Raw genomic sequence first — 25,769 nt, forward strand, 5'->3', positions numbered from 1 at the left:
ATTTTCCAAACAGTCAGCGAGCCGCTATGTCGAGCAAGGTCATCAAGTTCAAGCAGCGCGACATCACGGATTGCGGGGCCGCCAGCCTTGCTTCTGTCGCGGCCTTCTATGGCTACAAGCTGCCATTGTCGCGTATCCGCCAGTATGCCTCGACCGGCCGCTCCGGCACCACTGTGCTGGGCCTCATAGAAGCGGCCCGGAAGCTGGGCTTCGTCGCCAAGGGGGTAAAGGGTGGCTTCGACAGCCTATACAAGATCCCCAAGCCCGCCATCGCGCACGTAGTCGTCAGCGAGGTCCTGCGTCACTTCGTCGTAGTCCAGGCGATCAACGCCAGGTGGGTCATCGTCATGGACCCAGCCTATGGTGAAATCCGCAAGCTGGCGCACGAGGAATTCAAAAAGCAATGGACTGGCGCCCTGGTGCTCCTGGTTCCCGCAGACACCTTCAAGCGCCGCGACGAGACCACCTCACCCCTAGGTCGTTTCGCGCGTCTGCTTGCGCCACACAAGGCGGCGATGGCGCAGGCTCTCGCGGGGGCGCTGGTGACGACGATCCTTGGCCTCTCGACTGCCATTTACGTGCAGAAGATCGTCGACCATGTGATTACAGCGGGCAACCGCAATCTGCTCAACCTGATGAGCGTGGCCATGCTCTTGATCTTGGTTGTGCAGATCCTAATCAATCTCCTCAGAAACCGGCTCGTCCTGCAAACGGGGCAGAAGATCGACGTCCAGCTAATCCTCGGCTACTACAATCACATCCTAAGCCTGCCTCAGAAGTTCTTCGACAGCATGCGCATGGGCGAAATCATTTCCCGTATGAATGACGCGGTGAAGATCAGGAGCTTCCTGAACGACGTCTCGATCAACATGTTCGTTGACGTGCTAACGGTACTGTTCTCGTTAGGGCTGATGTTCATCTACTCGTGGAAGATCGCCTTGGTCGTGGCGGTCTCCATCCCTTTGTACCTCTCGGTCTATTGGATCATCAACCGGCTGAATAGGAATCGTCAGCGCGCCGTAATGGAGAACGCTGCCGAATTAGAGACACAACTGGTGGAATCACTCGGAGCTGTCTCCACAATCAAGATCTCCGGCATGGAGAGCTTCGCCAACTTCAAGGTGGAGACGCGCTTCATCAAGATGCTGCACTCCGTCTACAGCTCCGGCCTGATCTCGATATTCGGAGACAGCACCTCGACATTCCTCGCAACTTTATTCACCATCGTGCTGATGTGGTTCGGAACGACACTTGCCCTCGATCAAACCGTCACGCCTGGCGAATTACTCTCCTGCTATACCTTGCTGGGCTATATCACCCGGCCGATTGCCAGTCTGATCCAGACCAACCGGATCGTTCAGGATGCTTTTGTCGCAGCGGATCGTCTGTTCGAGATCTTCGATCTGGAGCCGGAAAGCGGTGGCGGCATCGATGCAGACAAATCCGACATTGGCGACATTCACCTGGAGAAGGTCACGTTCCGATATGGTAGCCAGTTCGAGCTTTTCCAGGATCTTAGCGCCACGTTCCGCCGGGGGGAAATGACAGCAGTGGTGGGGGAAAGCGGCTCGGGCAAGAGCACCCTTGCGGCGCTGCTGCAGAATGTCTACCCGCTTGAGGGTGGAAACATCCGGATCGGCCGTTGTGCCCTCCAGGACCTGTCGACCGTATCCCTGCGCAAGGTTGTCGCTGCGGTGCCGCAATCGATCGATGTGTTCTCGGGCTCGGTGATCGACAACATCGCCCTTGGCGAGTTCGAGCCGGACATCGAAAAGATCCTCCAAATCTGCGATCAAATAGGGCTGCGGGAGGTGATCGAGCGCTGGCCCGGTGGCTTCCAGGCCTATCTAGGCGAAAACGGCGTACGCCTGTCCGGGGGCGAGAAGCAGCGCCTTTCGTTGGCTCGGGCTCTGTACCGGGATCCGGAGATCCTGATCCTCGACGAAGCAACCTCCTCTCTCGACTCGGTCGCCGAGGCGTTTGTCCTGCGAGTGGTTGAGGATCTGCGTCGGGGCGGCAAGACCATCGTCATCATCTCTCATCGACTCAGCACCATCCGTTGCGCCGACAAAATAGTGGTCTTGGACAAGGGGCGGGTTGTTGCGGAGGGGAGGCATGCTGATCTGCTGACAGCTGAAGGCGCTTACGCTCGCTTGTGGCGGGCGCAAACCGGATCCAGCTAAACAGCTTCGGTGAGGGGCACGTCATAATTTTGGGGCAATGAGGCATAGAACAGCAGCGGCGAATGTATATCGCCGTCGCTTAGTTTCAACCTCGTGGGTGTGCCGCGGTCCGATCCGTCGACGAGTTAGACGGCGATAGGCATCGTATTGCGGATGTCCTCGCAGTGTTGGACGAGTTTCCAGAGACCGGTAATTTCTCCGGGGTCAAACACGGGTTGTTAGGCTCGTCCATTCCACCGCCATCGCCGTCCCTCCGAACAAAGCGACGCTCATGGACTACGCGGGCCTAACAATCTGTATTCGACCCCAGAGAAATTACCGGTCTCAATGCACTCTCAACGAAGCATTGGTTCTCAGTGCTTCGTCCCCAAACCCGATTCCCGTCGCGGAAGGACTAACCGCGCGTCAGGTTTTGTGCAACGCACAATGACCCCGTCATACCAAACGCCGTCAAATCGCGTTTTCGAATACGCCAATGACAAGCTGTCACCCCAATTACACCAGGAACTGTCTGTAGCCGCCGCCCATCAGGTAGCGGCCACGTTGGATGGCGCGACGCACCTGGTCGCGAAGATGGTTGCCTGGATGAGACCAATCTTCTTCGACACGCCGTCTCCCGAACAGGGCAATGGCGACTTCCTGATGAGATGCGCCGGCAAGCGAACCATCCAAGGCCTGGAGCACGATACGCAGACGCCCTCCGCGAGGTTCCGGCGGAAGGCAAGCAGCTGCCAGGCGGCCGCAATCATTGATGTCATTTAGGAACTGAAGGGCAGCGACATGGAACTTGAGGCGCCGCGGCGGCACGATTGCGTCGACATATAGCCGCAACGGGCGCAGAACGGAGGCACCGGAAACGACGATCTGCAGACTCCGACAGTCCGCACTCAGCAGCACGTGCTGCACGCCGTCAGGTGTCGCCAGGATGTCCTTGCCGCACGAGAGGGAAAACAGATCAAGCGGTTCAAAATCGTGGTCGAGCCCACCCGGCTCCGCGGCCGCTCGTAGAACATGGGCGCAGTCGCGCGGATCCCAAAAGACCGTTGCCGACATGGCGTCCGATTGTGGCGCGTCCGCAAAAAAGGAGGCTCCATTGCCTGAGGAAAGATGATCCTGTCGTCAGCTCGATTATCCTCGTATCGGCGCGTTTTCTGACAATGCAGGCGGGCGGTGCAATCCTGGCGTGGTCGCGCTGGAATTGCGGATTACGCCGAAGAAATTCCCAGGCCCAGGCAGTGCGCGGCAATCGTCTGACGTAGTGGTAAGCTTCGTGACGACGCCAGTCCGGCCAGTCTACATGACCGACCGTCGCATCCTTGGGAAGACCAGCATCCGTCACGGCTCAGGTGTCCACAATAGCGCTATGCCGACGGGGCTAGAACCGGTTTCCACAGTACCGGTCCGCGCAAACGTCCCCTGCCGCGGATGCGCAAAAGGCTCGCGTGGGAAATCTCGAGAAGCCCGGCCACCGCCTCCGTTTTGCCGACGGGCATCGGCTGTCCGATGCGCGACAATGGCCACGTTGCGAGGCGAAGGATCCGTTCCATGCGCGTATCGGTCACCGTTACTATCCGGGTGAGATCGTTGGCCAAGCCGAACTCGATCATGCCGGCGAAGAGCTCGTAGGTTGCCTGGGCCAGCCCGCCCGCTGCCTTGGGCGTTGACGGCGGGAGATCGAGCGCGAAACGACTGCTTTCCCATATCTCGGCGGTCGAGGGGACAACGTCACCACCCAGCAGCACCGGGAAAGTGTCGCGCAACATTGTGGGTCCGGTGCTGGGCAAAAGACGCACGCAACCGCGAATTCGCCAATCGGATCCCTTGAGCAGCAGATAGACAGGCTTGAAGCCGTCAAATGCGTCGGTTTCTATTTCGTCCTCGGTCTGAACTTCCCAATCGAGCCTTTCCTTGAACACCCGATATCGCAGCCCGTGCATCTCTTTGAGCTCGCTTGCGAACTCGCCGTAAAGGTCGGGTGTTATCAGCTGCAGCATGGTCGCCTCCGTGCGGGATGTGTTCCCGCCATCGAAGGCTAAAGCTGACGGTGATTCAGCCTGTAGACGTTTACAGCTATCTTGGCGGATACAGCTGTCTTGGCGGAAGGATCACGATCTCGCCTGACCGGACGCAGCCAGCCGTGCGACGGCCTGGTTGACCGTTCGCACGCCAAGCTTTGCCTTGGCGTTTTCCAGATGGAAGGTCACCGTGCGCTTCGAGACGCCGAGGATCTGGCTGACGTCCCAGGCCGACTTGCCGCGCGCCGTCCATTTCAGGCATTCGAACTCTCGCGGAGTGAGCGTTACACCATCCACCACACGATCGCCGCCGAGCCTGCGCCGGACATGGACGTGAAAGTTGACCGCCACCAGCTGCAATGCTTTTTCATAACGTGTCAGGGACCGCAAAAGCGGCGGATGGGACTCATCGGAAGCAAAGGTCAGCGCAGCAAACCGGCCACGATGATCGTGCATCGACATCGTCAGTCCGCTACGGATGCCGAACTGACCTGCACTCTCCAGAATTTGTTGCTGTGACGCCGGCAGACTTTTCCGAGCACGATCCAGGCCCCAATCAAAAGTATCCCAGCCTTGCAGCCCACGCAGGATGACCGGATCAAGACTGTGGTACCGCTGTTGCAGATAACGTGATGTCCAGGATGACGGATAGTTTGAGATCAGGCGCGGCGCGTCGCCGGGGACCGACGGGTAAGTAAAATAGGCGAAGAGCGGAAAGTCGAAGCCGGCGGCGGCGGACGCCATTGTCTCACTGAGATCGGCGGCGTCGACGCTTGCGGAGAGTTGCTCGACGAAGTTCTCAAACACGCGATGCATGTGCGTTTTGCGTAACCTCCGTGACTGTCGCTGGATGCCAGGCAGGACCCGGGTTTAAGCGGTCGCGCTCCGATAGCGCTCGTGGGATGTTGTCGCCTTCATCGCCGCCATTGCTTTCCTACCTCTGCTTGCGGAGCGTGCCGCAACGCCGACAACCTCGTTAATTTGTTGAACCAACCGGTGATGTTCTGATGTTGTCGATGAGCCGTGTGTCGCCGAGCCACGCCGCGACAAGCAAGCGCGCCGGTCGGTCAACGTTTGTCATCGGTTGCAGATCGGCTTCGCCGCGAAGCTCCAGGTATTCGACCTCGCGATAGCCTGCCGACAAGATTGCTGCGCGCGCTTCGGCAAGGGTTGGCAGGACGCAAGAGCCACGCGCAAACCGATCGGCCGCCTCGAGCAGGATCGATGCGAGCCTTGGGGCAACGGCGCGCTCCGCAGGCGAGAGCCGGGCATTGCGCGACGATAGAGCGAGACCATCGGCTTCGCGGACAGTCGGACAGGGGGTAATGGTGATTGGAATATCCAGGTCTCGGACCATGCGCCTGACAAGCTGAAGCTGCTGGAAATCCTTTTCGCCGAAAAAGGCGAAATCAGCGCCGGTTTGCAAGAAGAGCTTGGCAACGACGGTCGCCACGCCATCGAAATGGCCCGGCCGAAATGCGCCGCACAGGCCCTCGCCGATTGCGGCCACCGAAACAGTCGTAGCGAAGCCCGCAGGGTACATCGCCTCGCCATCCGGCACATAAAGCAGGTGTGCGCCCAACGGCCCGAGCTTTGCCGCATCTTGGTTTTCCGTCCGGGGATAGGCGGCAAGGTCGGCGGCACTGTTGAACTGCTTGGGGTTGACGAACAGCGTTACGATGACCCGATCCGCCTTCTGAAGCGCTGCACGCACGAGGCTCAGATGTCCTTCATGCAATGCCCCCATGGTCGGTACCACCGCGACAGTTGCGCCCGAGCGGCGCCATCCTGCAACAACGGTGCGAAGCTCGGTAACGGTTCGAACGATCGGCACGCTCATGCGACGGCTCCGGCTCTCGAGGCGGTGGCGTAGACATGTTCGGCCGCCGGAAAGCGCCGGTCCCGCACATCGGCTACGTAAGCGGCGATCGCCGCCTCGCCCTCTGAGCCTGGTTCGGTATGGCGCTTGACGAATTTCGGCCGAAAGCGGGTGAACATGCCCATGCCGTCGTCGACCATCGGGCCGTCGCAGGCTAGCCAGGCGCCAATGCCGATTGTTGGGATGGCGATCTGCGCAGTGATGGCCTGCGCAAGTTGCTCGGGCACTGTTTCCAGCACCACCGAAAAAGCGCCGGTCTCCATGACCGGGCCAGCGTCGCGCCTGATCCGCTCCGCATCGTCTCCCCGCCCCTGCACACGATAGCCGCCGAATGTATTCATTGGCGCTGGCGGTGTAATCGCCTTTGTATCACCAGCTGCGCACACCTCATGCCTCCTTCCCTTGCGTTACCCGCGGCGGGTGTCGCGTTTGGCACAGTTTTGTGCAAGTGCGAAGAGCTAAAAAACGGGCATGCAGCTGTGCGTGTGTTGACGTACAGGCAGCCACGCTTACACTAAATCGATTCAGGCGCCCCGAGACTGGGCTAATCACTTTCGCGAACATGGACCATCAGGCAACAGGAACCAGGAAAGACAGAGCCGCCGTCAAGGCTGAGGACGTCAAAGTGGACCTGATCGCCGTTGTCGTCGCCGTAAACGACGGTGAACCCTGTGTCCTTACCATCCGGCAGGCGGACACGCTGCCCTCCGGACCATTTGCGCTTGAGCACCGATCGCCGCAATCCGGGTTGAGGGGATGGGTCGAGCAGCAGACCGGGCACCCGCTGGGGTACATCGAGCAACTATACACCTTCGCCGATCGGGACCGCATCGGGGCCGAGCGCCAGCAGCGCGTCATCTCCATCAGCTATCTCGCACTGACCCGCAAGGAACAGGCAACGGGCTCGCCCAAGTGCGGCTGGCAAAGTTGGTATGAATATTTTCCGTGGGAGGATCACCGCTCCGGCACGCCGGCGGTGGTGCTGGATGTTTTGCGACCGCGCCTGATTGAATGGGCGGATGGCGCCAGCGACGCCGCCACGCGACGCGAACGCCGGCTGCGGGCGGCGATTGCCTTCGGCTTCGACGAGCGCCGTTGGAACGAGGAACTTACGCTTCAACGCTATGAGTTGGTCTACGAAGCAGGCCTGGTCCAAGAGGCCGGAATCGGACGGGACGCGCCCCCGCGTCCGCTGGTGCCCAGTAAATCCATGATCGCCGATCACCGCCGCATCCTGGCAACGGCTATTGCGCGGTTGCGCTCCAAGATCAAATACCGGCCCGTCGTGTTCGAACTGATGCCGCCGCTCTTTACACTCTTGCGGCTGCAGCGAACCGTGGAGGCACTCTCCGGCAGGCTCATCAACAAGCCGAACTTTCGACGGCTCATAGAGCAGCAGGAGCTGGTTGAGAAGACCGGGGAGACGACCACCGAAACTGGGGGCCGGCCAGCGCAGCTCTACCGCTTCCGCCACGACATTCTCGATGAGAGGCCGGTGGCCGGGACAAAATTGCCGCTTACGAGGGCTTGACATCCCTTATAGTCACAAAGGATATATAGGCCTTATATTCTTTTGGACTATAACTGGAGGCTCGATGAGCGCCATCCTGCCTTCGGGTGCGACCCTGTACGACCGCGTTCGGCGCGTCGTCCCCCCGATCGAATGGCTCACCTTTCTAGACGATATCGAGGCAATTCTGGCGCTGAAGCGGGAGCGCAACGCCGTTATCCTGGCGCACAACTACCAGACGCCGGAGATCTTCCACTGTGTCGCCGACATCGTCGGCGACAGCCTGGCGCTTGCGCGCAAGGCGATGTCAGCCGACGCCGATGTCATCGTGCTCGCCGGCGTGCATTTCATGGCCGAGACCGCGAAGCTGCTCAACCCGCAAAAGACCGTGCTCATCCCCGACCTGCGCGCAGGCTGTTCCCTGGCGGATTCCATTACCGCCGAGGACGTGCGCCAGTTGCGGCAGCGCTATCCAGGCGTGCCGGTCGTCACCTATGTCAACACATCGGTCGAGGTGAAGGCCGAGTCCGATATCTGCTGTACCTCTGGCAATGCGAAAGCCGTCGTGGAATCCCTGGGTGTTCCTCGGGTGATCATGCTGCCGGACGAGTACCTGGCGAAGAACATCGCTGCCCAGAGCGACGTTGAGATCATCGCCTGGAAGGGCCACTGCGAGGTGCATGAGCGCTTCACGCCAGCCGATATCCGCCAGTTGCGCGAGGACCATCCGGGCGTGACGGTGCTGGCGCATCCCGAATGCCCGCCTGAGGTGGTGACTGAGGCCGATTTTTCCGGCTCGACCGCCGCCATGTGCGACTATGTCGAACGGCAAAAGCCGCCCCGCGTCGTGCTGATGACGGAGTGCTCGATGAGCGACAATGTCGCGCTCGCACATCCCGAGATCGAGTTCATCCGTCCCTGCAATTTGTGCCCGCACATGAAGCGGATAACGCTCGCCAATATCCGTACAGCGCTCGAGCAGAACCGCCATGCAGTCACCATCGAGCCCGGGATCGCGGGGCGCGCACGGCTTGCGGTCGAACGGATGCTGGCAATTTGAGCCCCGATATCCGCAGCTTCTTCGGACGGCCCATTATCATCGGCGGCGGCATCGCCGGGCTGATGACTGCGCTTCATCTGGCCCCTGAGCCAGTGCTTCTTCTGTCCAGGACGCTACTCGGAGCTGACACATCGAGCACCTGGGCTCAGGGCGGTCTGGCCGCGAGCCTCGGTGAGGACGATGATCCGGCGCTGCATCTTGCCGACACGATTGCGGCCGGGGACGAGCTCTGCGACAAGGATATGGCAGGCCGCATCCTCCAGGACGCGCCCAGTGCGATCGAGGGGCTTGCCGGCTTTGGAGTCCCCTTCGACCGTACGTTCAAAGGGTCGCTGCGCCTTGGATTGGAGGCCGCGCACAGCCGACGTCGCATCGTTCACGCGCATGGTGACGGTACCGGGCGAGAGATCATGCGTGCCCTGATCGCGGCCGTGCGTTCCACTCCGTCGATCGTTGTCGTGGAGGGCGTGGAAGCGCGCCGGCTGGCGGTGCGAGAGAATGCGATCCGAGGCGTCTGGGCGAGCTGTTCGATAGGACCGGTCTTTTTCGGCTCGCGGCGGGTGGTGCTCGCCACCGGAGGGATTGGTGGATTGTTTCTCGACACCACCAATCCTTCGGGCAGTTGTGGACAGGGCCTGGCGCTTGCGGCTCGCGCGGGAGCTGTCTTTTCCGATCTGGAGTTCATCCAGTTCCATCCGACCGCGCTTGACGGACCGGAGCGTCCCATGACGCTGATCAGCGAGGCTGTTCGCGGCGAAGGTGCAGCCCTGATCGATGAAACCGGCCAGCCCTTTCTACAGGGTGTGCCAGGGGCGGAACTTGCGCCCCGCGATGTCTTGGCGCGCGCCGTGTGGAACCATCTTGCGCGCGGCCACCGTGTTTTTCTCGACGCGCGGCAACAGCCTGGCCCGGCATTCGCGCGACAGTTCCCGACGATAGCATCAGCCTGTCGTGGAATTGGCCTCAATCCCGTGCGCGATCTCATTCCCATTCGTCCGGCCCAGCACTACCACATGGGTGGGGTCGCCGTTGACGGCTCCGGCCGTACCTCCGTCAAGGGGCTCTGGGCCTGCGGCGAGGTCGCCTCGACTGGACTGCATGGCGCCAACAGGCTCGCCAGCAATTCCTTGATCGAGGCCGTCGTTTGCGCGCGCTGGGTGGCTGAAAGCGTGGCCGGAACCCCCGCTCGCAGGACCAAGCCCGCGTTTGCGGGTAATTATCCATCGCCCGATCCGCTACCCGTGCGTCCTTTCCTGTCGCGCGCTCTCGGCATCGTGCGGGATGGTGAAGGCTTGAAGGCAGCCGCACACGCCTTGCTGCCGCTCGCCCAAAGCAAGGACGCGTCATCGGATCCGGCGGCGGTCGGGCTGATGATCACAATTGCCGCCTTGCGCCGCCGGGAAAGCCGCGGTGCTCATTTCCGGACCGACTTTCCGCATCATGCAACCGTCGCGCGCCGTTCCGAAATCACCCTCGAAGCCGCCTTCGCAGAAGCGCGGGAACTCGCACAATTGCCAGTGCTGGAAGGCGTCACCTGATGAGGCTCGCGCCACTTCCCGCAATCATGCTCGAGCCTCTGGTACGGGCAGCCCTTCTCGAAGACCTCGGCAGGGCCGGTGATGTAACCTCGGATGCCATCGTACCAAGCGAAAGCCACGCAACGACCGTGCTTGCGGCACGGCAGCAAGGCATCGTCGCCGGACTCGATCTGGCGATCCTCGCTTTCAGCCTGATCGACCAGAATGTCGAGATGACCGTGGAGCGAGCAGACGGCAGCGAAGTCTCACAAGGAGAGATCATTGCAACGGTGAGCGGTCCTGCCCGGGCCATACTCACAGCGGAACGGACAGCGCTGAATTTTCTCTGTCACTTGAGCGGCATCGCGACAGCGACGGCATCGATCGTCAATGCAATCCGCGGGCACAAAGCCAAGATCGTCTGCACCCGCAAGACGACACCCGGGTTGCGGGCTGTCGAAAAATACGCCGTGCGCGCCGGTGGCGGCTCCAATCACCGTTTCGGCCTCGATGACGCCATCCTGATCAAGGACAACCACATCGCCATCGCCGGCGGAATTCGCCCCGCGCTGGAGCGCGCGCGAAGCAGCGTCGGCCATCTCGTCAAGATCGAAGTCGAGGTCGACACACTAGCCCAACTGGAAGAGGTGCTTGCTCTGGCCCCCGACGCCGTCCTGCTCGACAACATGTCGGTCGACGAATTGCGCAAAGCAGTGGCCATGGTTGCAGGCCGGGCGATCACCGAAGCATCGGGCCGGATTACCGCCTTAACAGCGCCAGCCATCGCGGCCACTGGTATCGATCTTATCTCCATCGGCTGGCTGACCCATAGCGCGCCAATTCTCGATATCGGACTGGATTATCGAGCGCCCTGATAACCCACAAGCAAACGGTCAGGATCGATACATATCAACCGGCCTGAATTCGGACGATGAAGATGCGGCAAGGCAAGAACTGAGAGCGGGACGGACATGCACGACACCAATGCGACTAAGAGGATGCCGCGGGCGCAATGCGATGATGGCGCGATGTGGACCCTGGAGAAGGCTCGCGCCCTTCACGATGCACCTTTCAACAATCTGCTTTTCCTTGCCCAAACCGTTCACCGCCAGAATTTCGATCCCAACAAGGTCCAGCTCAGCCGGCTCCTCAGCATCAAGACAGGCGGCTGCCCGGAGGATTGCGGCTATTGCAGCCAGTCGGCGCATCACGAGACCGGCCTGAAGGCGTCGAAGCTGATGGAGGTCGACCGCGTCATCGCGGAGGCGACCAAGGCGCGTGACGCGGGCGCCACGCGCTATTGCATGGGCGCTGCCTGGCGAAACCCGAAGGCACACGACATGGACGCGGTGGTGGCGATGGTCGAAGGCGTCAAGGCACTCGGCATGGAGACCTGCATGACGCTTGGCATGCTCGACCTTGAGCAGGCCGCTCGACTGAAACAGGCTGGTCTCGACTACTACAATCACAACATCGACACGTCGGAACGCTACTATAGCGAGGTCATCAGCACGCGGAGCTTTGGTGACCGGCTCGACACGCTCGAGCTGGTTCGCCAATCCGGCATCAAGGTCTGCTGTGGCGGCATTGTTGGCATGGGCGAAGAACCGGTGGACCGGATCGACATGCTGGTGACGCTGGCCAATCTGCCGGAGCATCCGCAAAGCGTTCCGATCAACATGCTGATCCCGATCGCCGGCACCCCGCTTGCCGAAGCCAGGCCGATCGAGCCGATCGAATTCGTGCGCGTAATCGCGCTGGCGCGCATCATGATGCCGAAATCGCATGTCCGTCTTTCCGCCGGCCGCACCGCCATGACCGACGAGATGCAGGCACTGTGCTTTTTCGCCGGTGCCAGTTCGATCTTCGTCGGCGACACGCTGCTGACGGCGAACAATCCTGGGGAGGACAAGGATACCCTCCTGTTCCGCCGCCTTGGCATCGAGCCGATGGAACTCGACACCCAATGAACGGGACACCGCTTGCCCGGTACGAGGCGACCTTGCAGGGGCTGGCGCGCAAGGACCGGTTGCGGACGCTGTCGCCGCGCGCCGGTCTCGACTTCTCGTCGAACGACTATCTCGGGCTTGCCCCCTCTAAAAGACTTGGCGACGCGGTTGCGGCGGCGATTGCACGGGGCACGCCGGTCGGCGCCACCGGGTCGCGGCTGTTGCGCGGCAATGCGCCGGAGCATGAGCAACTGGAGGCGGACGCAGCGACGTTCTTCGGCGCCGACCGCGCGCTGTTCTTCGGCAGCGGCTACATCGCCAACTTTGCTCTGCTGACCGCCCTGCCGCAGAAGGGCGACCTGCTGGTCCTCGACGAACTCGCGCACGCCAGCATGCATGAAGGCGCGCAGGCCGGCCGCGCCCAGTTCGAGCTGGCCTCGCACAACGACGCCAACGCTGTCGAGGATGCGATCACGCGCTGGCGTGCCGAAGGCGGCGTGGGGCGCATCTGGATCGGAACCGAAAGCCTCTACAGCATGGATGGCGACCGTGCGCCGATGGAGAGCCTGATCGCGCTTGCCGACCGGCACGAGGCATTCCTAGTCGTCGACGAGGCGCATGCCACTGGTGTCTGGGGACCGGACGGCCGGGGGCTGGCCGCCGCGTTCGAGGGCCGCGACAACATCGTCGCGCTCCACACATGCAGCAAGGCGCTCGGCGCGTCCGGCGCGCTAGTCACTGGGCCGCGAACGCTGTGCGACTATCTCGTCAACCGTTGCCGGCCCTTCATCTACGCCACCGCGCCATCGCCGCTGATGGCGGTCGCGGCACGCGAAGCGCTCGCCATGCTGTCCGACGAGCCGATGCGCCGTGTTCAGTTGCATGAGCGTGTCGCTTTCGCCGGCCGTCAATTGGCCGAGCGCTGCGGCGTGACGCCCAGCGGCTCGCAGATCCAGCCCTTTGTCATCGGCGACGTTGGGCGTACCATGGTGGTGGCGGCGGCATTGCAGGCGCGCGGCTTCGACATCCGCGGCATTCGTCCGCCGACCGTGCCCGAGGGCACATCGCGCCTGCGCATCTCGCTGACGCTCAACGTCGACGAAGACGACATTTCGGCGATGGTCGAGGCGCTCGTCGAGGTGTTGGCCTCGGCATGATCATGCGCATCGTCATCACCGGAACCGACACCGGAATTGGCAAGACCGTGTTTGCGGCTGGGCTCGCCGGCCTGATCGACGGTTTCTACTGGAAGCCGGTGCAATCGGGCCTCGACGGCGAGACCGACAGCGAGGTGGTCGCGCGGCTTGCCGGCTTGCCCTCGGAGCGCGTGCTGCCGGAAGCCTACCGCTTGAAGAGCCCGCTGTCGCCGCATCGTTCGGCCGAGATCGACGGCGTCGCGATCAAGGCTGCCGATCTTACTTTTCCCGTCCTGCCGACGCCGCTCGTCATCGAGGGCGCGGGTGGGCTGATGGTGCCGCTTAACCGGCGCACAAGGTTCATCGACATCTTCGCTGAGTGGCGGCTGCCGGTCATTTTGTGCGCCCGCACCACGCTCGGCACCATCAACCACACGCTGCTGTCGATCGAGGCCCTGCGCGCCCGCTCCATCCCGCTGGCAGGAATCGCTTTCATCGGCGATGAGATGGCCGACACGCAACGGACAATCGTGGAAATGGGCGGCGTGCCACAGCTCGGCAGGCTGCCGCATATCGATCCGCTGACCGACAAAACGTTGAGAGCGGCAATGATCGCCGGCTTCGCCTTCGCCTCTATTGCGGGAGGGGAATGATGTCGCGGTCACCAGTCTGGCATCCCTTCACCCAGCACGCGCTCGAGCCGGCGATTCCAGAAATCGTCCTGACGGAAGGCGCCTATCTCCATAAGGCTGACGGCACGCGTATCCTGGACGCCATCTCTTCCTGGTGGGTCGTCACGCATGGCCACCGCAACCCCCGCATCATGAAGGCTATCGAGACGACCGCGTCGAGCCTCGACCAGATCATCTTCGCCGGCTTCACTCATGAGCCGGCCGAACGCCTGGCCAAGGCACTTGTCGGCCTCGCTCCCGCCGGACTCGACTGGGTGTTCTATTCCGACAGTGGCTCGACCGCCGTCGAAGTCGCGCTGAAGATGGCGCTCGGCTATTTCCGCAACATCGGCGCGCCGCGTTCGCGCATCGCCGTCATGGAGCACAGCTATCATGGCGACACTATCGGCACGATGAGCGTCGGTGCCCGCGGCGTGTTCAATGCCGCTTACGAGCCCCTGCTGTTCGAGGTCGACACCATCCCCTTCCCGGCCGCCGGACGCGAACAAGAGACGCTGGATCGGTTCGAGGCAGTTGCCCGCGACCGGCGCGCCGCCGCCCTGATCGTCGAACCGCTCGTGCTGGGCGCCGGCGGCATGCTGATGTATCCGGCCTGGGTTCTGGCCGAATTGAAGAAGATCGCAGAAACCTCCGGCACGCTGCTGATCGCCGACGAGGTGATGACCGGCTGGGGGCGCACTGGAACCATGTTCGCCTGCGAGCAGGCGAACATCTCTCCAGACATCCTGTGCACCTCGAAGGGCCTGACCGGCGGCGCCATCCCGCTGGCGGCCACGCTCGCCACCGATGCCATCTTCCAGGCCCATTATTCCGAAGACCGGAAGAAGACCTTCTTTCATTCGAGCTCCTACACCGCCAATCCGATCGCCTGCGCGGCAGCACTTGCCAATGTCGAGATCTGGCAGGACGAGCCGGTGGCCGAGCGGATCGCGACGTTGAGCGCGATGCAGGCCACCGGGCTGCAACGCTTTCGGGACAATCCATGTTTTGCCGACTGCCGAACCTCGGGAACGATCGCAGCGCTCGACCTTCGAACCGGTTCCGCAGGTTACCTCGCCGAGATTGGTCCGAAGCTGCGCGCGTTCTTCCTCGAGCGCGGCCTGCTTGTTCGTCCGCTCGGCAATGTCCTCTATCTACTCCCGCCCTATTGCATCACCGGCGGCGAGTTGGACGCGCTCTACGACGCGATCGAGGAGGCCGGCGAACGCTTCGGGTCTAGGCCATGAGCAAGTCGTCGCGCATTCTCGGGTTCGGTCATCATGCGCCTGGGCGCAAGGTTGCGAATGCCGAGATCGAAAACAATCTCGGCCTTGAGCCGGGCTGGATCGAAAGGCGTACCGGAATCCGCACCCGCTTCTGGGCAACGGACGAAGACACGCTGTCTGGTCTTGCCACGCAGGCTGGCGACATGGCGCTGGCGAACGCCGGTATTGACCGTAGCGACATCGGTCTACTCTTGCTCGCCACCTCGACGCCCGATCACCTCCTGCCGCCCAGTGCACCGCTGGTCGCACATCGGCTGGGACTGGGCCGCGCCGGCGCGATCGACCTGACCGGCGCCTGCGCTGGCTTCATCTATGCGCTGATGTTTGCGGATGGGTTCACTCGCCTGCACGGCAAACCAGCGCTGGTCATCGCCGCCAACATCCTCAGCCGCCGCATCAATCCAGCCGAGCGCGCGAGCTCGGTCTTGTTTGCCGATGCCGCTGGCGCCCTGGTGGTCGGTCCGTGCGAGGACCCGGATCAGGGCATTCTAGGCGCTTCGGTGGATTCCGACGGCTCACGCTACGGGCTGATCCATATCCCGGCGGGAGGAAGCAACATCCCGTTCCGCGGCGACCTCGACATCGGGCAAACCCGCATGACAATGACCGACGGCCGCGAAGTGTTTGCCAAGGCTGTCGAGATGATGACCGATTGCTCCATAAGCGCGCTGGCCGCGGCCCGAATGCGGCCGCAGGACATTGATCGGTTCGTGCCGCATCAGGCCAATGCCCGCATTTTCGACGCGGTCGGGCGAAACCTCGGAATAACGGACCAAGCAATCGTCAAGACGATCGCCGATTACGGCAACTCTTCCGCCGCGACGATCCCACTGTCGCTCTCGCTGGCCCATCGGACGGACCCATTTCGACCGGGCGAGAAAATCCTGCTGGCGGCAGCGGGTGCGGGTCTCAGCGGCGGTGCACTCGTCGTCGGAATTTAGCCGACACCTGGCTGCTCCGAGGACGGCAGGATTCATTATGGATAGGACAACAGACCCATGCGAAAACTAGTCGCCGGCAAGCTGCACGGCATCTACGTCACCGAAGCGAACCTCAACTACCACGGTTCGATAACGCTTGACCCTGACCACTGCGAAGAAGCGGGGATCCTGCCCATGGAATTCGTGGAGATATGGAACAAGAATTCCGGGGCGCGGATTTCGACCTATGTCATCCTGGGCGAGCGCGGTTCACGATGCTGTATTCTCAATGGAGCAGCGGCCCGCACTTGCCAGCCGGACGACCAGATCATTGTCTGCAACTCCATCTACCTGGACGAAGCGCATATTACCTCTCTGAAGCCCCGGATCGTTACGTTCGACCAGGATAACAACATACTCGACCGCCTAAGCTACTCCGTCGATCTTGACGCAGATGGCCGCTACACCTTCTCGATCCTTGACGAGACTGATGAGGCTTTGGCCATTCCTGCCATGGTCTCCGGGGCGTGACACCCGCCGCACATGTGACATCAGTGTTCGTCAATTGGTGGCCTGCTAGCAAGGCCGAGCCTGGCTCGTTGGTCATCGGCAAAATGTTCGGCGGGCGACTGCGTCTTGAACCGATGAACTGTCAGTTTGCCGTTCTCAACAATATGAACGGCCCATCCCCCACCGCAACGCTTGACGCGCACGTCGTTTGGTTCGCCAGCCACCATTGCCGCCCCTCATTTTCGTCGCCCTGGACCGAGACTGGAAGTCGCTCCATGCACGGCGAAAGACACGGGACCTTACGTTACGTCAAGCAAAGATTTTCTGACGGCTGATGACTTGTCGATATGACTACGGAGGCAATTCAGGCGCGGAACGTCCGGGCACGCGGTATCTTGCGCTCGGATCGATTTAGATGCCCAAATTTTGCATTTTAATGCAGTCTTAATTATCCGCGGCCAATGTGAATGGGAACGCGTATCCAGTTCGAGTAACTCTGCAAAAAGCCCGCCGCTCTTGCCCTCAAGAGTGGCGGGTTTTTCGGTTGTGAGCACTGGTGCGGTCGTTGCGGATGCGGCCACAGCACAAGCGCCGTGGCGTCATCCCTGCCCCCCTCCGTCAATGGCGCGGTGCTGCTTTTCGGGGCGAAGGCTCGTCTAGGACGAAGCTGAACGCGCGAGCCGCCGGCTCTTGCTGATGCTGGGCACCGGACCCCTCCCCGGTGCACGAGCCTTGGCGCCCGGGTTCTCGTGGCAATCGTTTCCGGTCTCGACCAGATGGTTGCAGAGGAACAGGAGAACGCCTGTCACCTACCGGTGCATCTGTCCGGAATATGAAAAGGCGGGGTCTACCCGCCTTCTCTTGCAAGCAGCCTGGCTCCCAAGTACTTCGCGCTGGCTTACAGCAGCCTGCTCCTCAAGCCGTCCGGTGAGTCCTGTTCTCCCCTTATATCGCTCGGCCAGCACATCCGGGCGGACCGCATCCCTCCGCTGCTGGTAGGAGTCAGGGAAAAAATTCAGCCGGCTTTGCTGAGGCTGCCAGCTGAGGACTTGCCAGTGCGGCGGTCCTGTTCGATTTCATAGTTGATCTTCTGGCCGTCAGCGAGAGTCGAGAGGCCCGCCCGTTCAACGGCGGAAATGTGGACAAAAACATCCTGACCGCCATTGTCGGGCTGGATAAATCCAAATCCCTTGGTGCTGTTGAACCATTTTACCGTTCCAGTCGCCATGTGCGTTTTCCTTTGTAACAATTGCAATGTGGGCAGGCCGTCAGGCCGGTCCCGATTCATAACCGACTTTGGAGTAAGACGCCGCAAAAACGAGAAATCTGCAAGGCTCAATTTGATCGGCGGCTGTAACTCCTCATGGACCGTCCAGCGTCCGCCCGTAAAGGCTCACAACGACACGCGTTACGGCCCCGATGCGATACCCAAGACGGACGGGGCTGGAAGCGCAATAGCTACCAGGCAGGGCGACGGGAAGTTGATCGTTTGGGGAAAATGGGGGCTATGGACGACGCCGCTGGCGGACGGTTCGGGCCTCGCCGGTATGGACGGAAGCTGGCCGTCGGCCTGTCCCGCGGCAGGGCCACTCAGCATGCGCGACTTTTCGTGAGAGGTGGTCCTATGCAAAAGCCATACGTGCGCAGTAGATGTCCACCCGGCCGGACAGGCCAAGAGCCTTTTGGGGAATCGACATTGCCGCTGCTCCCACCTTTGATCCGCCACCTCAAATCTCCTGACCTGTTTGGCAGCCTTGACCGCGTGCCGGCGCTTGGCAAAGCAGTCAGTGAGCGGACATTTGAGGTCCTCAACCCATCGACGGGCGAAGTGCTGGCAGAGCTTCCCGATATGGGTGTCGAGGAGACGCGGGCTGCGGTCGACAAAGCATATAGCGCGCAGCCTGGATGGGCGGCATTGACGGCCCGTGAACGCAGCGACGTTCTGTGGCGCTGGCATCAGCTGATTATCGACCACGCCGATGACCTTGCCGCGATATTGACCGCGGAAATGGGCAAGCCCCTTGCCGAGGCCAAATCGGAAGTGTCGCATGCGGCGGCCTACCTGCAATGGTACGCCGAAGAGGCCAACCGCATCTATGGGGAGACGATCTCCGCACCATCGACGGACCGCCGTCTGCTCGTGATCAAGCAGCCGATCGGCGTCGTCGGCACGATTACGCCATGGAATTTCCCGGCTTCCATGGTGGCGCGCAAGATCTCGCCGGCCTTGGCGGCAGGCTGCGCGATCGTGCTGAAACTGGCTGAACAGACGCCGCTCGTGGCCGGTGCAATGTTTGCCCTTGCGCATCAGGCCGGCTTTCCCGAAGGCGTGGTCAACCTGATCTACGCGTCTGAGGGCGATGCCGTCGGATGCGAACTCTGCACAAACCTCAAGGTCCGCAAGATCAGCTTCACCCGCTCGACCGAGGTTGGCCGGCTGCTCATGCGCCAGTGCTCGGACCAGATCAAGAAGGTCAGTCTCGAGCTCGGCGGGTCCTCGAACATGTGAAGCAGGTCGCACCTCGATGGGCGGCGGCTCCGGACCCGCTGAAACTGTCGCATTCGTCACCTTGAGGTCAGCTTCGCACCGACGCCGCTGTTGTGCCACAGTCAAGCAAGGCGGTCGCCTCGAGGTGAGCACGTCCCCGGAAGCGTCGGGTATCGGACCTGGACAAGCGTTCACATCATCGTTCCACCCCACCGGCTGTCCCGGCGATGGCCGTCAGCAGGTCCTGAGCATCCCAGCTTTCTAATCGCTGCGCAGAATCTTTGCTTCAAGCGCGGCTGCCACGAAAGCTCTTCGAGCCGCCGCTGGATAAGCCTCACCGCGCAATACCTGCAGACAGGCATCCATCGCGGCCTTCCGTTTCGCGGTCTGACGTTGAAGATCACGCAGCAAAATAGCGGCCGCGTCATTGACCTCGAACACGATCCGCTCTGAGCTGTGAAGGCTAAGCCGAACAACGACTGGCCTCTCAAATCTGCTCAATACGGTCATGTCTCCGCTCCTGCGAGGCAAATAGCCTCGATCGCACCTTGGCTCGGCCGAACGGTTCGGCTGCTCACTGAACCTCGCCCCTCGCGATCGATGTGCGGTACCTGATTCATGGCGGGGTTGCGCCGCTAATGTCGAGACCTGCTTCTGCTTTCTGCTATCCGTGAAATCCCGACACAATGCTCCCTCGGCGTGCCCCGTGCCAGACGCCTAAACCTGCACTTTTCCACGGCCGGACTTGCAGGCAGCGAGCCATTGCATGGCGGAAATTGCATCTTCTAATATGGCGGCCCGTTTCGCAAAGCCGAAAAAGGCATTGCGTGCTGCGCTTACAGGTTTTCGCCCATCGTATGCATCATAGCAGGTCCTGAGGGCTGCCTCGTAATTCACGTCTCTGCGATCTTCTGGCCATTCGTTGAGGAAATCGATGGCGTCCGCAAGGCTGGCAATCTCCTGCACGATGTAGGTTGCACGCTTTACGAAAACTGGGCTGCTGAAAGCCTCAGGGTTCATTGGTTCCTCCCGACCTACTGAACGACTGGTCTGCGTGAACAGGCGCTTCATCGACACCCGCCGACATTCGCAGAATGTGTTGTCAGGGCAATGACGGTTCAAGAGGAAGGCAGCGGCGTGATGCCCTCCGGTAGGCCAGCAGGCCGATTCCATACATACTGTTGCAAGAGCGGCTCATCAGGTGGCAAAAAAATCTGCATCGTTCCGACCATTTCGCACGAAACGCTTGGTACATCTTCCGGCGTTGACCCGCCACGAGGAAGCGGCTCCGCACCCTCCGCTTCGTCACAGGGCTACTCCCAGGGTTGTACGGACTTGCGGCCTTCAGCCTACCTGAGCAAGGCAACGTGACCGTCGAGATACGAGACAACCAGACCATCGCCGCAAAAGTGCCGGTCCTGCTATTCAAGTACCTAGCTCCTGACCCACCGGCTCCGCGGCAATGCCAGGAATTTCGCCTATCCGGAGAGGTTTCCCGATTAAATAGCCTTGAGCTTCATCACATCTGACGCAGCGCAGATAGTCGAGCTGTTCGGGAGTTTCTACGCCTTCGGCTGTTACCTCGATTCGAAGCTCATGCGCCAACTCAACCAACGATCTTACAATCGCAGCGCAGTCCGCATCGGTGAGCATATCCTGGACAAAAGATCGGTCGATCTTGAGGCGCGAAAGAGGCAGTTTACGAAGATAGGTCAGTGATGAATAGCCGGTGCCAAAATCGTCAAGAGCAACTGTGACGGATAGAGAAACTAACGATTGTAAGAATGAAATCGTTTCTTCAAAATTCGAAATCAGCACAGTTTCTGTGATCTCGACCTCGAGTCTTCGGGGCTCCAAGCCGGCTTCAGCCAAGGCCACTACAATTCCATCCAGCAAGGCCTTGTTCTTAAGCTGCACTACCGACAAGTTGACGGAGACCCGCAAGTCGCGCGGCCAGCGCGCCGCTGCCAAACAAGCCGTTTTGACGACCCAGTGTCCGATGGAGTGAATCAAACCCGTTTCTTCAGCGATGGGTATGAACTCCGACGGAGGGATTGGGCCAAGGATCGGATGCTGCCACCGCAGAAGCGCTTCAAAACCTCGGATGCGATCGCTCCCGAGGTCGAGAAAGGGTTGAAATGCGAGCCAAAGCTGGTCGTTGGCGAGCGCAGATGCCAGATCGCGTTCAAGGGCACGGCGCCTTGCAGCGGCTTCATCGTCGCTTGCGCTGAAAAACTCGATGGACCCCGCCCCCAGCGTCTTAGCCCTGTATAGCGCGGTGTCGACGCACCGCAGGAGTTGGTTGGCATCCAAACCGTCAGTGGGCGCCAAAGCGATACCGATAGAGGCCCTCCAATAAATTTCTCGTCCTTCGATCAAGAAAGGGGCGCGCATGGCCTCTATGATCTGTTTGGCCAAGGACCTGATCTGATCTGGCCTGATATCGCGCGTAGCAATTATTGCAAATTCGCCGCCCTCGAATCTGGCAATGCCATCGCTCTCCCGCGTCGATCTCCGAAGTCTCGCAGCCACTTCGACCAAAAGGGCATCCGCCATGGCTCGGCCAAAGCGATCATTCACCTCGGCAAAATTGTTAAGATCGAACAAAAGCAACGCACAGTGCTGGTCAAACTGCTTTGCGTCCACCAACGCGTTCTCCAGCCGCTCGTTGAAGCTGAACCGGTTTGGCAGTCTCGTTAGAACATCCCTGCGAATGGCATTTTCGCTTTCCGCTTGCAGAATGAAGCGTTGGGTAAATTCGACCGCGTGAGCAAGCACTGCACGAAACAGCGTGATGGCGTAGCTAACTATCAGGATTGCAACGGGCAGATTGACGGCGCCTTCCATCCACACAATCGCAACCGCCGAACCGACGAAGATCGGCAGCGTATACGCGATGGCGGCAATAGGAATCGTGGAGAAAGAAGCGGCGCCGCCTGCGATCATCCCGGCGCTCAGGCAGGTAATGACGACCTGGGCGGCACTTGTTGCCCCGCTGAAGAACAGGACGGGAAGTGCTCCCCACCAAGTGCCGAACAGGAAGGCGTTCCGCACCAGGTTTTGCGTTGTTTGGCGAGACACTGACCTTGGTTTGACTGGCTGAAACGATAATCTCGCTCTTAGGCCTACGAACCCGGCGGCGACGATGATAACACTCGCCCAGAGGATGGCTTTCGTTTGGTCCGGGGAGCCCCAAAGCGCCATAACAAGAGTGGCCGCATTGAGTATGTTCGCAACCATGCCGAGAGGCGTGTTGCGAAGCACGATACTGACCTGCTCCGCCCTGATTCGGCCGGCAAGTGGTTCGATTGTCGAGGGCCCGCCAAAAACTCGCAGGTCTCCCGCCAGAAGGTCACCAAACCTTGCGGCATACAGACGCTGCATCACTCTTTCACTCCCCCACGCTAGAGTAGTAGCTGCGTGTTGGTCTCCTAGCACCGAACACTTCGGAAAAAGTAAATTTCAGCCGCAAAAATTGGACAGCCCAGTTTGGAAACCGAGGCCTTCGGAAATTCGAAGATAGCGAAAACCGCAATGCTTACTTAGGGGCATCGTCGACCTAACGTGATCCATGTTTTCGCAATTGTGGCGTTGGCGATCGCGCTTTCTGTTTCGACGCCTGCTGGCTAAGCTGGTTTAATGAGCCGGCTCATTCTCGAAGGGATCGAAATTCGTCGATGGTTTCGACCTCGTCATCTTCGAGCTCGTCGCTTGGGAGAACACCGCTATCCCGACACCGCGTTCTGTCTTATTGGTGTGACGTTTGCATGCGCCCGAACCGCGTACTCTCCAGGACAAGCATCAGCGGCACGGCGAACCGCTGCTCGAGGCGCTACGCCCGTTCGATGTAACGCGGAAGGCGCAGCCGTCGATCGCGGCTGGGCGGGCAGAACCGAGTTGCCGAAATGCGCCACCATCTCAGCATAGGAGCTGTTGACCTGTAGAACCCAGCATCATCTCCGAACGCTCGCGAGTCTCACCACGAACGTGCGACGGGCTTGCGCACTACGCCGCGCTGTTCTTGACCAGGCGCAGTTCGTGGTTGCTCTGCCGTCGGGAAGCGGGCGTCCTGCCTTTGCCGCTCGTATGCTGGGCGAAGTCGGAAATCGGGCAGGGTCGGCCAAGTAGGTAACCCTGGATCGCATCGCAGGCTTCTTGCCGCAAGAAGGTCAGCTCTGCGTCCGTTTCGACACCCTCTGCCAGGACCGGGAGCTTGAGGCCCCGAGCGAGGCCAAAGACCGCACGCATGACGGCAGCCGCCTCATCGCTGGTATCCACTGCCCGGATAAGAGACTGATCGACTTTGATCTTGTCAAACGGGAATGCCCGCAAATTCGATAGCGACGAGTATCCGGTGCCAAAATCATCCATGGCAATTTGAACCCCAAGGCTTTTGAGCTGACGCAGGGCAGCGAGCGCCCGCCCGATATCCTTGATCAGGCAAGTTTCGGTAATTTCCAGCTCGAGGCGGAACGGATCGAGACCGGTTTCTTTCAGCACTGCCCCGACCAGCTCGGGCAAATTCCCGCCGTGGAGTTGCATGGCCGAAACGTTGACGCTGATTGCTAGCGGTTGTTGCCAGCTTGCCGCTTCGGCGCAGGCGGTCCGCAGCACCCATTCACCGATCTTCAGAATGGCGCCACATTCTTCAGCGACCGGGATGAACACCGCCGGCGGAACTGCGCCGCGTTCCGGATGATCCCACCGCAGCAGCGCTTCGAAACCGAACACCTCGTTGGACTGGAGTTGCGCCTGCGGTTGATAGACGAGGCGGAGTTCCTTGCGCGAGATCGCGTGACGGATGTCGTGCTCGAACTGGCGGCGATCGCGCAGATGCTCGCCCATGGACGGCTCAAAAACGCAATAAAGGCCACGCCCCTGCACCTTTGCCTCATAAAGCGCTGCGTCGGCATGGCTCAGAAGCGTCTCCCGATCGGGTGCATCGTTCGGGAATACAGCGATGCCTATGCTGGTGCCGATGGTGACGCCGGCAGGCAGGTTGGCGCCTGTGTCGTTGAATGCGTCCAGGATGTCTTCAGCAGTGCGCGTCGCATAGCCCGCGCTCGGCAGACCGGGAACAATCACAGCGAACTCGTCGCCGCCCAAGCGCGCAACCATCTGCCCTGGCTTAAGGACGCCCCTGATCTTGTCGGCCACACACTGCAGTACAGCGTCTCCGACGAGATGGCCGAAGAGGTCGTTGATCTCCTTGAAGCGGTCGAGATCGAGGAAGAGGACGGCAAGGCACCTCTCAGCGCTGCGATGCGTCGCAAACTCGGCCTCCAGCTTTTCGTTGAAGCTCGTGCGGTTTGGAAGCTTGGTCAAGGGATCGTGGTGGGCAAGGAAATGAATCTCCTCCTCCGCCCGCTTGCGCCCGCGGATATCGCGCACGGCAAGAACCTGGTGTTGCTTGCCGGCATAGAGCATGCTGTGCCGGATCAGCTCAACCGGGACCGTACTGCCGTCCGTCGCGCATAGCCCCATCTCCAGCGGCGTTTGCGCAGTGCCCGTGAACTCGCCTTGGGAAACGGTGGGAAAGAAGGACGCGAGCGGGCGGCCGGCCGGCTGAGAGCCGTCGAGGCAGGCAAGCGCGGCGAAACTGCGATTGGCTGCCACGATCTCGGTTTCGTTGCACACGATCAGCCCCTCGACGGCCGCGTCGGCCAGCTCCTGCATACGCGCTGCCTCGCCGGCGCGACGGAGATCGCGCACGTCGAGGGCGAGGCCGATGATGGCCAAAAGGATGATGAGGATCGAAACGAGGGCTACGCCAGCCGCCATCCAGTCCGCCGGCAACGCCGTTGCGGAAATGACAATGCGCGGGTCTGGCATGATTGCAGCCGCGGCCATCGCCGTGAAATGGTGGCAGCAAATCGCTACCGTCAGCACGAGGCTGCCGAGCGCCTTCCACTTGACCGTGTTGGCGTGAAGGGCAACCGGCAATGCGGCCGCGCCGAACAGCCCACCAAGAATGATTGAGGCGGCGACGAGCGGCACGTCCCAGACGACGCGGCCCGCGATCTCGAATGCGGCCATGCCGGTGTAGTGCATCACCGCGATGCCGCCTCCCACGATCGCACCCCCGATCCAGCGTACATGTGGGACGCGTGGCGAGATGCCGATCGTGAGACCCGTCCCGGTCAAGGCGATCGCGGCCAGCAACGACATGATCGTCAAGGCGATGTTGTAGCCGCTCGGTACGGCGGGCTGGAAGGCCAACATGGCTATGAAATGCGTCGCCCAGATGCCGAAGCCGGTGGCGACCGCGGCGACAGCTAGCCAGATCCGTCGCATTTCGCTTTCACTGCGCCCGACATGGTGGAGGAGGTTCACGGCCGTGAACGAGGCCAGGGCGCAGATGAAGGCGGCCAGCGCGACCAGACGCAGATCATGCTGCGTCGCAATACAAGTGTAGACTTTCAGCATGCTCTTCCCCCAAGCAGGACGATCACCCCGTCTGGGAAGAAATCTACGACCAAAACTTGAATAAAGCGCTTAGGCGAAAAATCCACTTTGATTATCGTTACCGAAGGTTGTGAAGGAACTCCACAGGCTCGCTGCAGAATGGGCGGGCCGGTAGCGCCGTAAATGGGAACGCCTGATTCTAGGCTTTGCAGTATGTTTGCCTAAGGCTACGGGCGTGAG

Annotated in this window: 21 protein-coding genes and 2 pseudogenes; 12 read left to right on the forward strand and 11 right to left on the reverse strand. The window is 61.0% G+C overall.

Features of this window, described 5'->3' with window-relative positions; translation table 11 throughout:
- Window positions 1–26: 26 nt before the first annotated feature.
- Window positions 27–2,183, forward strand: a complete 2,157-nt coding sequence (locus AC56QP_RS11405) for a peptidase domain-containing ABC transporter (RefSeq protein WP_489859634.1) — start codon at window positions 27–29, stop codon at window positions 2,181–2,183.
- 495 nt (window positions 2,184–2,678) lie between these two features.
- Here the strand turns inward: AC56QP_RS11405 and AC56QP_RS11410 are convergent, their stop codons facing one another.
- From AC56QP_RS11410 to AC56QP_RS11435, 6 genes and pseudogenes are all read right to left on the reverse strand, one after another.
- The gene (locus AC56QP_RS11410; RefSeq protein WP_489859633.1) at window positions 2,679–3,236 is read right to left on the reverse strand and encodes a DUF2285 domain-containing protein; all 558 of its coding nucleotides are present in this window, start codon (window positions 3,234–3,236) and stop codon (window positions 2,679–2,681) included.
- On the reverse strand, window positions 3,148–3,522 hold the full coding sequence (locus AC56QP_RS11415) for a transcriptional regulator domain-containing protein (protein WP_489859632.1): 375 nt from the start codon (window positions 3,520–3,522) through the stop codon (window positions 3,148–3,150). The genes AC56QP_RS11410 and AC56QP_RS11415 overlap by 89 nt, the downstream gene beginning before the upstream one ends.
- 22 nt (window positions 3,523–3,544) lie before the next feature.
- Window positions 3,545–4,177, reverse strand: coding sequence for an acyl-homoserine-lactone synthase (locus tag AC56QP_RS11420; protein ID WP_489859631.1), 633 nt, complete (start codon window positions 4,175–4,177; stop codon window positions 3,545–3,547).
- Window positions 4,178–4,288: 111 nt separating this feature from the next.
- On the reverse strand, window positions 4,289–5,014 hold the full coding sequence (locus AC56QP_RS11425) for a LuxR family transcriptional regulator (protein WP_489859630.1): 726 nt from the start codon (window positions 5,012–5,014) through the stop codon (window positions 4,289–4,291).
- 160 nt (window positions 5,015–5,174) lie between these two features.
- A complete protein-coding gene (gene panC, locus AC56QP_RS11430; RefSeq protein ID WP_489859629.1) occupies window positions 5,175–6,038 on the reverse strand; it encodes a pantoate--beta-alanine ligase in 864 nt (287 codons plus the stop codon).
- Window positions 6,035–6,427: pseudogene (locus AC56QP_RS11435) on the reverse strand (3-methyl-2-oxobutanoate hydroxymethyltransferase); the annotation flags it as partial. The gene panC and the pseudogene AC56QP_RS11435, both read right to left, overlap by 4 nt.
- Window positions 6,428–6,639: 212 nt before the next feature.
- On the opposite strand from AC56QP_RS11435, the gene AC56QP_RS11440 reads away from it, so the two are divergent.
- The 10 genes from AC56QP_RS11440 (at window position 6,640) to panD (ending at window position 16,657) form a co-directional block, all read left to right on the forward strand.
- On the forward strand, window positions 6,640–7,608 hold the full coding sequence (locus AC56QP_RS11440) for an NUDIX hydrolase (protein WP_489859628.1): 969 nt from the start codon (window positions 6,640–6,642) through the stop codon (window positions 7,606–7,608).
- 64 nt (window positions 7,609–7,672) lie between these two features.
- Entirely contained in the window at window positions 7,673–8,647 is a 975-nt protein-coding gene (nadA, locus tag AC56QP_RS11445) for a quinolinate synthase NadA (protein ID WP_489859627.1), read from the forward strand.
- A complete protein-coding gene (locus AC56QP_RS11450; RefSeq protein ID WP_489859626.1) occupies window positions 8,644–10,185 on the forward strand; it encodes an L-aspartate oxidase in 1,542 nt (513 codons plus the stop codon). Before nadA ends, AC56QP_RS11450 begins: the two co-directional genes overlap by 4 nt.
- Window positions 10,185–11,039 (forward strand): carboxylating nicotinate-nucleotide diphosphorylase, encoded by an 855-nt coding sequence (gene nadC / locus AC56QP_RS11455; RefSeq protein ID WP_489859625.1) that lies wholly within the window; start codon window positions 10,185–10,187, stop codon window positions 11,037–11,039. Before AC56QP_RS11450 ends, nadC begins: the two co-directional genes overlap by 1 nt.
- A gap of 153 nt (window positions 11,040–11,192) precedes the next feature.
- Entirely contained in the window at window positions 11,193–12,134 is a 942-nt protein-coding gene (bioB, locus tag AC56QP_RS11460) for a biotin synthase BioB (protein ID WP_497100554.1), read from the forward strand.
- Window positions 12,131–13,270, forward strand: a complete 1,140-nt coding sequence (locus tag AC56QP_RS11465; RefSeq protein WP_489859623.1) for an 8-amino-7-oxononanoate synthase — start codon at window positions 12,131–12,133, stop codon at window positions 13,268–13,270. The genes bioB and AC56QP_RS11465 overlap by 4 nt, the downstream gene beginning before the upstream one ends.
- Window positions 13,267–13,902, forward strand: coding sequence for a dethiobiotin synthase (bioD, locus tag AC56QP_RS11470; protein WP_489859622.1), 636 nt, complete (start codon window positions 13,267–13,269; stop codon window positions 13,900–13,902). Before AC56QP_RS11465 ends, bioD begins: the two co-directional genes overlap by 4 nt.
- Window positions 13,902–15,167, forward strand: a complete 1,266-nt coding sequence (locus tag AC56QP_RS11475; protein ID WP_489859621.1) for an adenosylmethionine--8-amino-7-oxononanoate transaminase — start codon at window positions 13,902–13,904, stop codon at window positions 15,165–15,167. The genes bioD and AC56QP_RS11475 overlap by 1 nt, the downstream gene beginning before the upstream one ends.
- Window positions 15,164–16,147 carry a 3-oxopimeloyl-[acyl-carrier-protein] synthase BioZ gene (gene bioZ, locus AC56QP_RS11480; RefSeq protein ID WP_489859620.1) on the forward strand — a complete coding sequence of 328 codons (984 nt, stop codon included), beginning with the start codon at window positions 15,164–15,166 and terminating at the stop codon, window positions 16,145–16,147. Before AC56QP_RS11475 ends, bioZ begins: the two co-directional genes overlap by 4 nt.
- A gap of 57 nt (window positions 16,148–16,204) precedes the next feature.
- Entirely contained in the window at window positions 16,205–16,657 is a 453-nt protein-coding gene (gene panD / locus AC56QP_RS11485; protein WP_111548091.1) for an aspartate 1-decarboxylase, read from the forward strand.
- A gap of 994 nt (window positions 16,658–17,651) precedes the next feature.
- Here panD and AC56QP_RS11490 read toward each other — a convergent pair.
- Window positions 17,652–17,864 carry a cold-shock protein gene (locus AC56QP_RS11490; RefSeq protein WP_023749661.1) on the reverse strand — a complete coding sequence of 71 codons (213 nt, stop codon included), beginning with the start codon at window positions 17,862–17,864 and terminating at the stop codon, window positions 17,652–17,654.
- A gap of 468 nt (window positions 17,865–18,332) precedes the next feature.
- On the opposite strand from AC56QP_RS11490, the pseudogene AC56QP_RS11495 reads away from it, so the two are divergent.
- Window positions 18,333–19,136: pseudogene (locus tag AC56QP_RS11495) on the forward strand (aldehyde dehydrogenase family protein); the annotation flags it as partial.
- A 249-nt stretch (window positions 19,137–19,385) separates the two neighbouring features.
- Here AC56QP_RS11495 and AC56QP_RS11500 read toward each other — a convergent pair.
- From AC56QP_RS11500 to AC56QP_RS11515, 4 genes are all read right to left on the reverse strand, one after another.
- The gene (locus AC56QP_RS11500) at window positions 19,386–19,634 is read right to left on the reverse strand and encodes a DUF982 domain-containing protein (protein ID WP_489859619.1); all 249 of its coding nucleotides are present in this window, start codon (window positions 19,632–19,634) and stop codon (window positions 19,386–19,388) included.
- A 207-nt stretch (window positions 19,635–19,841) separates the two neighbouring features.
- On the reverse strand, window positions 19,842–20,144 hold the full coding sequence (locus tag AC56QP_RS11505) for a DUF982 domain-containing protein (protein WP_489863624.1): 303 nt from the start codon (window positions 20,142–20,144) through the stop codon (window positions 19,842–19,844).
- Between the two features lie 405 nt (window positions 20,145–20,549).
- On the reverse strand, window positions 20,550–22,508 hold the full coding sequence (locus AC56QP_RS11510; RefSeq protein ID WP_489863623.1) for a putative bifunctional diguanylate cyclase/phosphodiesterase: 1,959 nt from the start codon (window positions 22,506–22,508) through the stop codon (window positions 20,550–20,552).
- A gap of 621 nt (window positions 22,509–23,129) precedes the next feature.
- Complete coding sequence (locus AC56QP_RS11515) at window positions 23,130–25,550, reverse strand: bifunctional diguanylate cyclase/phosphodiesterase (protein WP_489859618.1); 2,421 nt, start codon at window positions 25,548–25,550, stop codon at window positions 23,130–23,132.
- Window positions 25,551–25,769 lie beyond the last annotated feature (219 nt).

This window comes from Mesorhizobium sp. RCAM 05104 (assembly GCF_059683645.1).

Bases quoted from the DNA above. Each gene is read 5' to 3' on its own strand.
- AC56QP_RS11405 (WP_489859634.1), top strand. From the start codon at position 27: ATGTCGAGCAAGGTCATCAAGTTCAAGCAGCGCGACATCACGGATTGC.
- AC56QP_RS11410 (WP_489859633.1), bottom strand. From the start codon at position 3,236: ATGTCGGCAACGGTCTTTTGGGATCCGCGCGACTGCGCCCATGTTCTA.
- AC56QP_RS11420 (WP_489859631.1), bottom strand. From the start codon at position 4,177: ATGCTGCAGCTGATAACACCCGACCTTTACGGCGAGTTCGCAAGCGAG.
- AC56QP_RS11425 (WP_489859630.1), bottom strand. From the start codon at position 5,014: ATGCATCGCGTGTTTGAGAACTTCGTCGAGCAACTCTCCGCAAGCGTC.
- panC (WP_489859629.1), bottom strand. From the start codon at position 6,038: ATGAGCGTGCCGATCGTTCGAACCGTTACCGAGCTTCGCACCGTTGTT.
- AC56QP_RS11440 (WP_489859628.1), top strand. From the start codon at position 6,640: ATGGACCATCAGGCAACAGGAACCAGGAAAGACAGAGCCGCCGTCAAG.
- nadA (WP_489859627.1), top strand. From the start codon at position 7,673: ATGAGCGCCATCCTGCCTTCGGGTGCGACCCTGTACGACCGCGTTCGG.
- nadC (WP_489859625.1), top strand. From the start codon at position 10,185: ATGAGGCTCGCGCCACTTCCCGCAATCATGCTCGAGCCTCTGGTACGG.
- bioB (WP_497100554.1), top strand. From the start codon at position 11,193: ATGTGGACCCTGGAGAAGGCTCGCGCCCTTCACGATGCACCTTTCAAC.
- AC56QP_RS11465 (WP_489859623.1), top strand. From the start codon at position 12,131: ATGAACGGGACACCGCTTGCCCGGTACGAGGCGACCTTGCAGGGGCTG.
- bioD (WP_489859622.1), top strand. From the start codon at position 13,267: ATGATCATGCGCATCGTCATCACCGGAACCGACACCGGAATTGGCAAG.
- AC56QP_RS11475 (WP_489859621.1), top strand. From the start codon at position 13,902: ATGTCGCGGTCACCAGTCTGGCATCCCTTCACCCAGCACGCGCTCGAG.
- bioZ (WP_489859620.1), top strand. From the start codon at position 15,164: ATGAGCAAGTCGTCGCGCATTCTCGGGTTCGGTCATCATGCGCCTGGG.
- panD (WP_111548091.1), top strand. From the start codon at position 16,205: ATGCGAAAACTAGTCGCCGGCAAGCTGCACGGCATCTACGTCACCGAA.
- AC56QP_RS11490 (WP_023749661.1), bottom strand. From the start codon at position 17,864: ATGGCGACTGGAACGGTAAAATGGTTCAACAGCACCAAGGGATTTGGA.
- AC56QP_RS11500 (WP_489859619.1), bottom strand. From the start codon at position 19,634: ATGACCGTATTGAGCAGATTTGAGAGGCCAGTCGTTGTTCGGCTTAGC.
- AC56QP_RS11505 (WP_489863624.1), bottom strand. From the start codon at position 20,144: ATGAACCCTGAGGCTTTCAGCAGCCCAGTTTTCGTAAAGCGTGCAACC.
- AC56QP_RS11510 (WP_489863623.1), bottom strand. From the start codon at position 22,508: ATGCAGCGTCTGTATGCCGCAAGGTTTGGTGACCTTCTGGCGGGAGAC.
- AC56QP_RS11515 (WP_489859618.1), bottom strand. From the start codon at position 25,550: ATGCTGAAAGTCTACACTTGTATTGCGACGCAGCATGATCTGCGTCTG.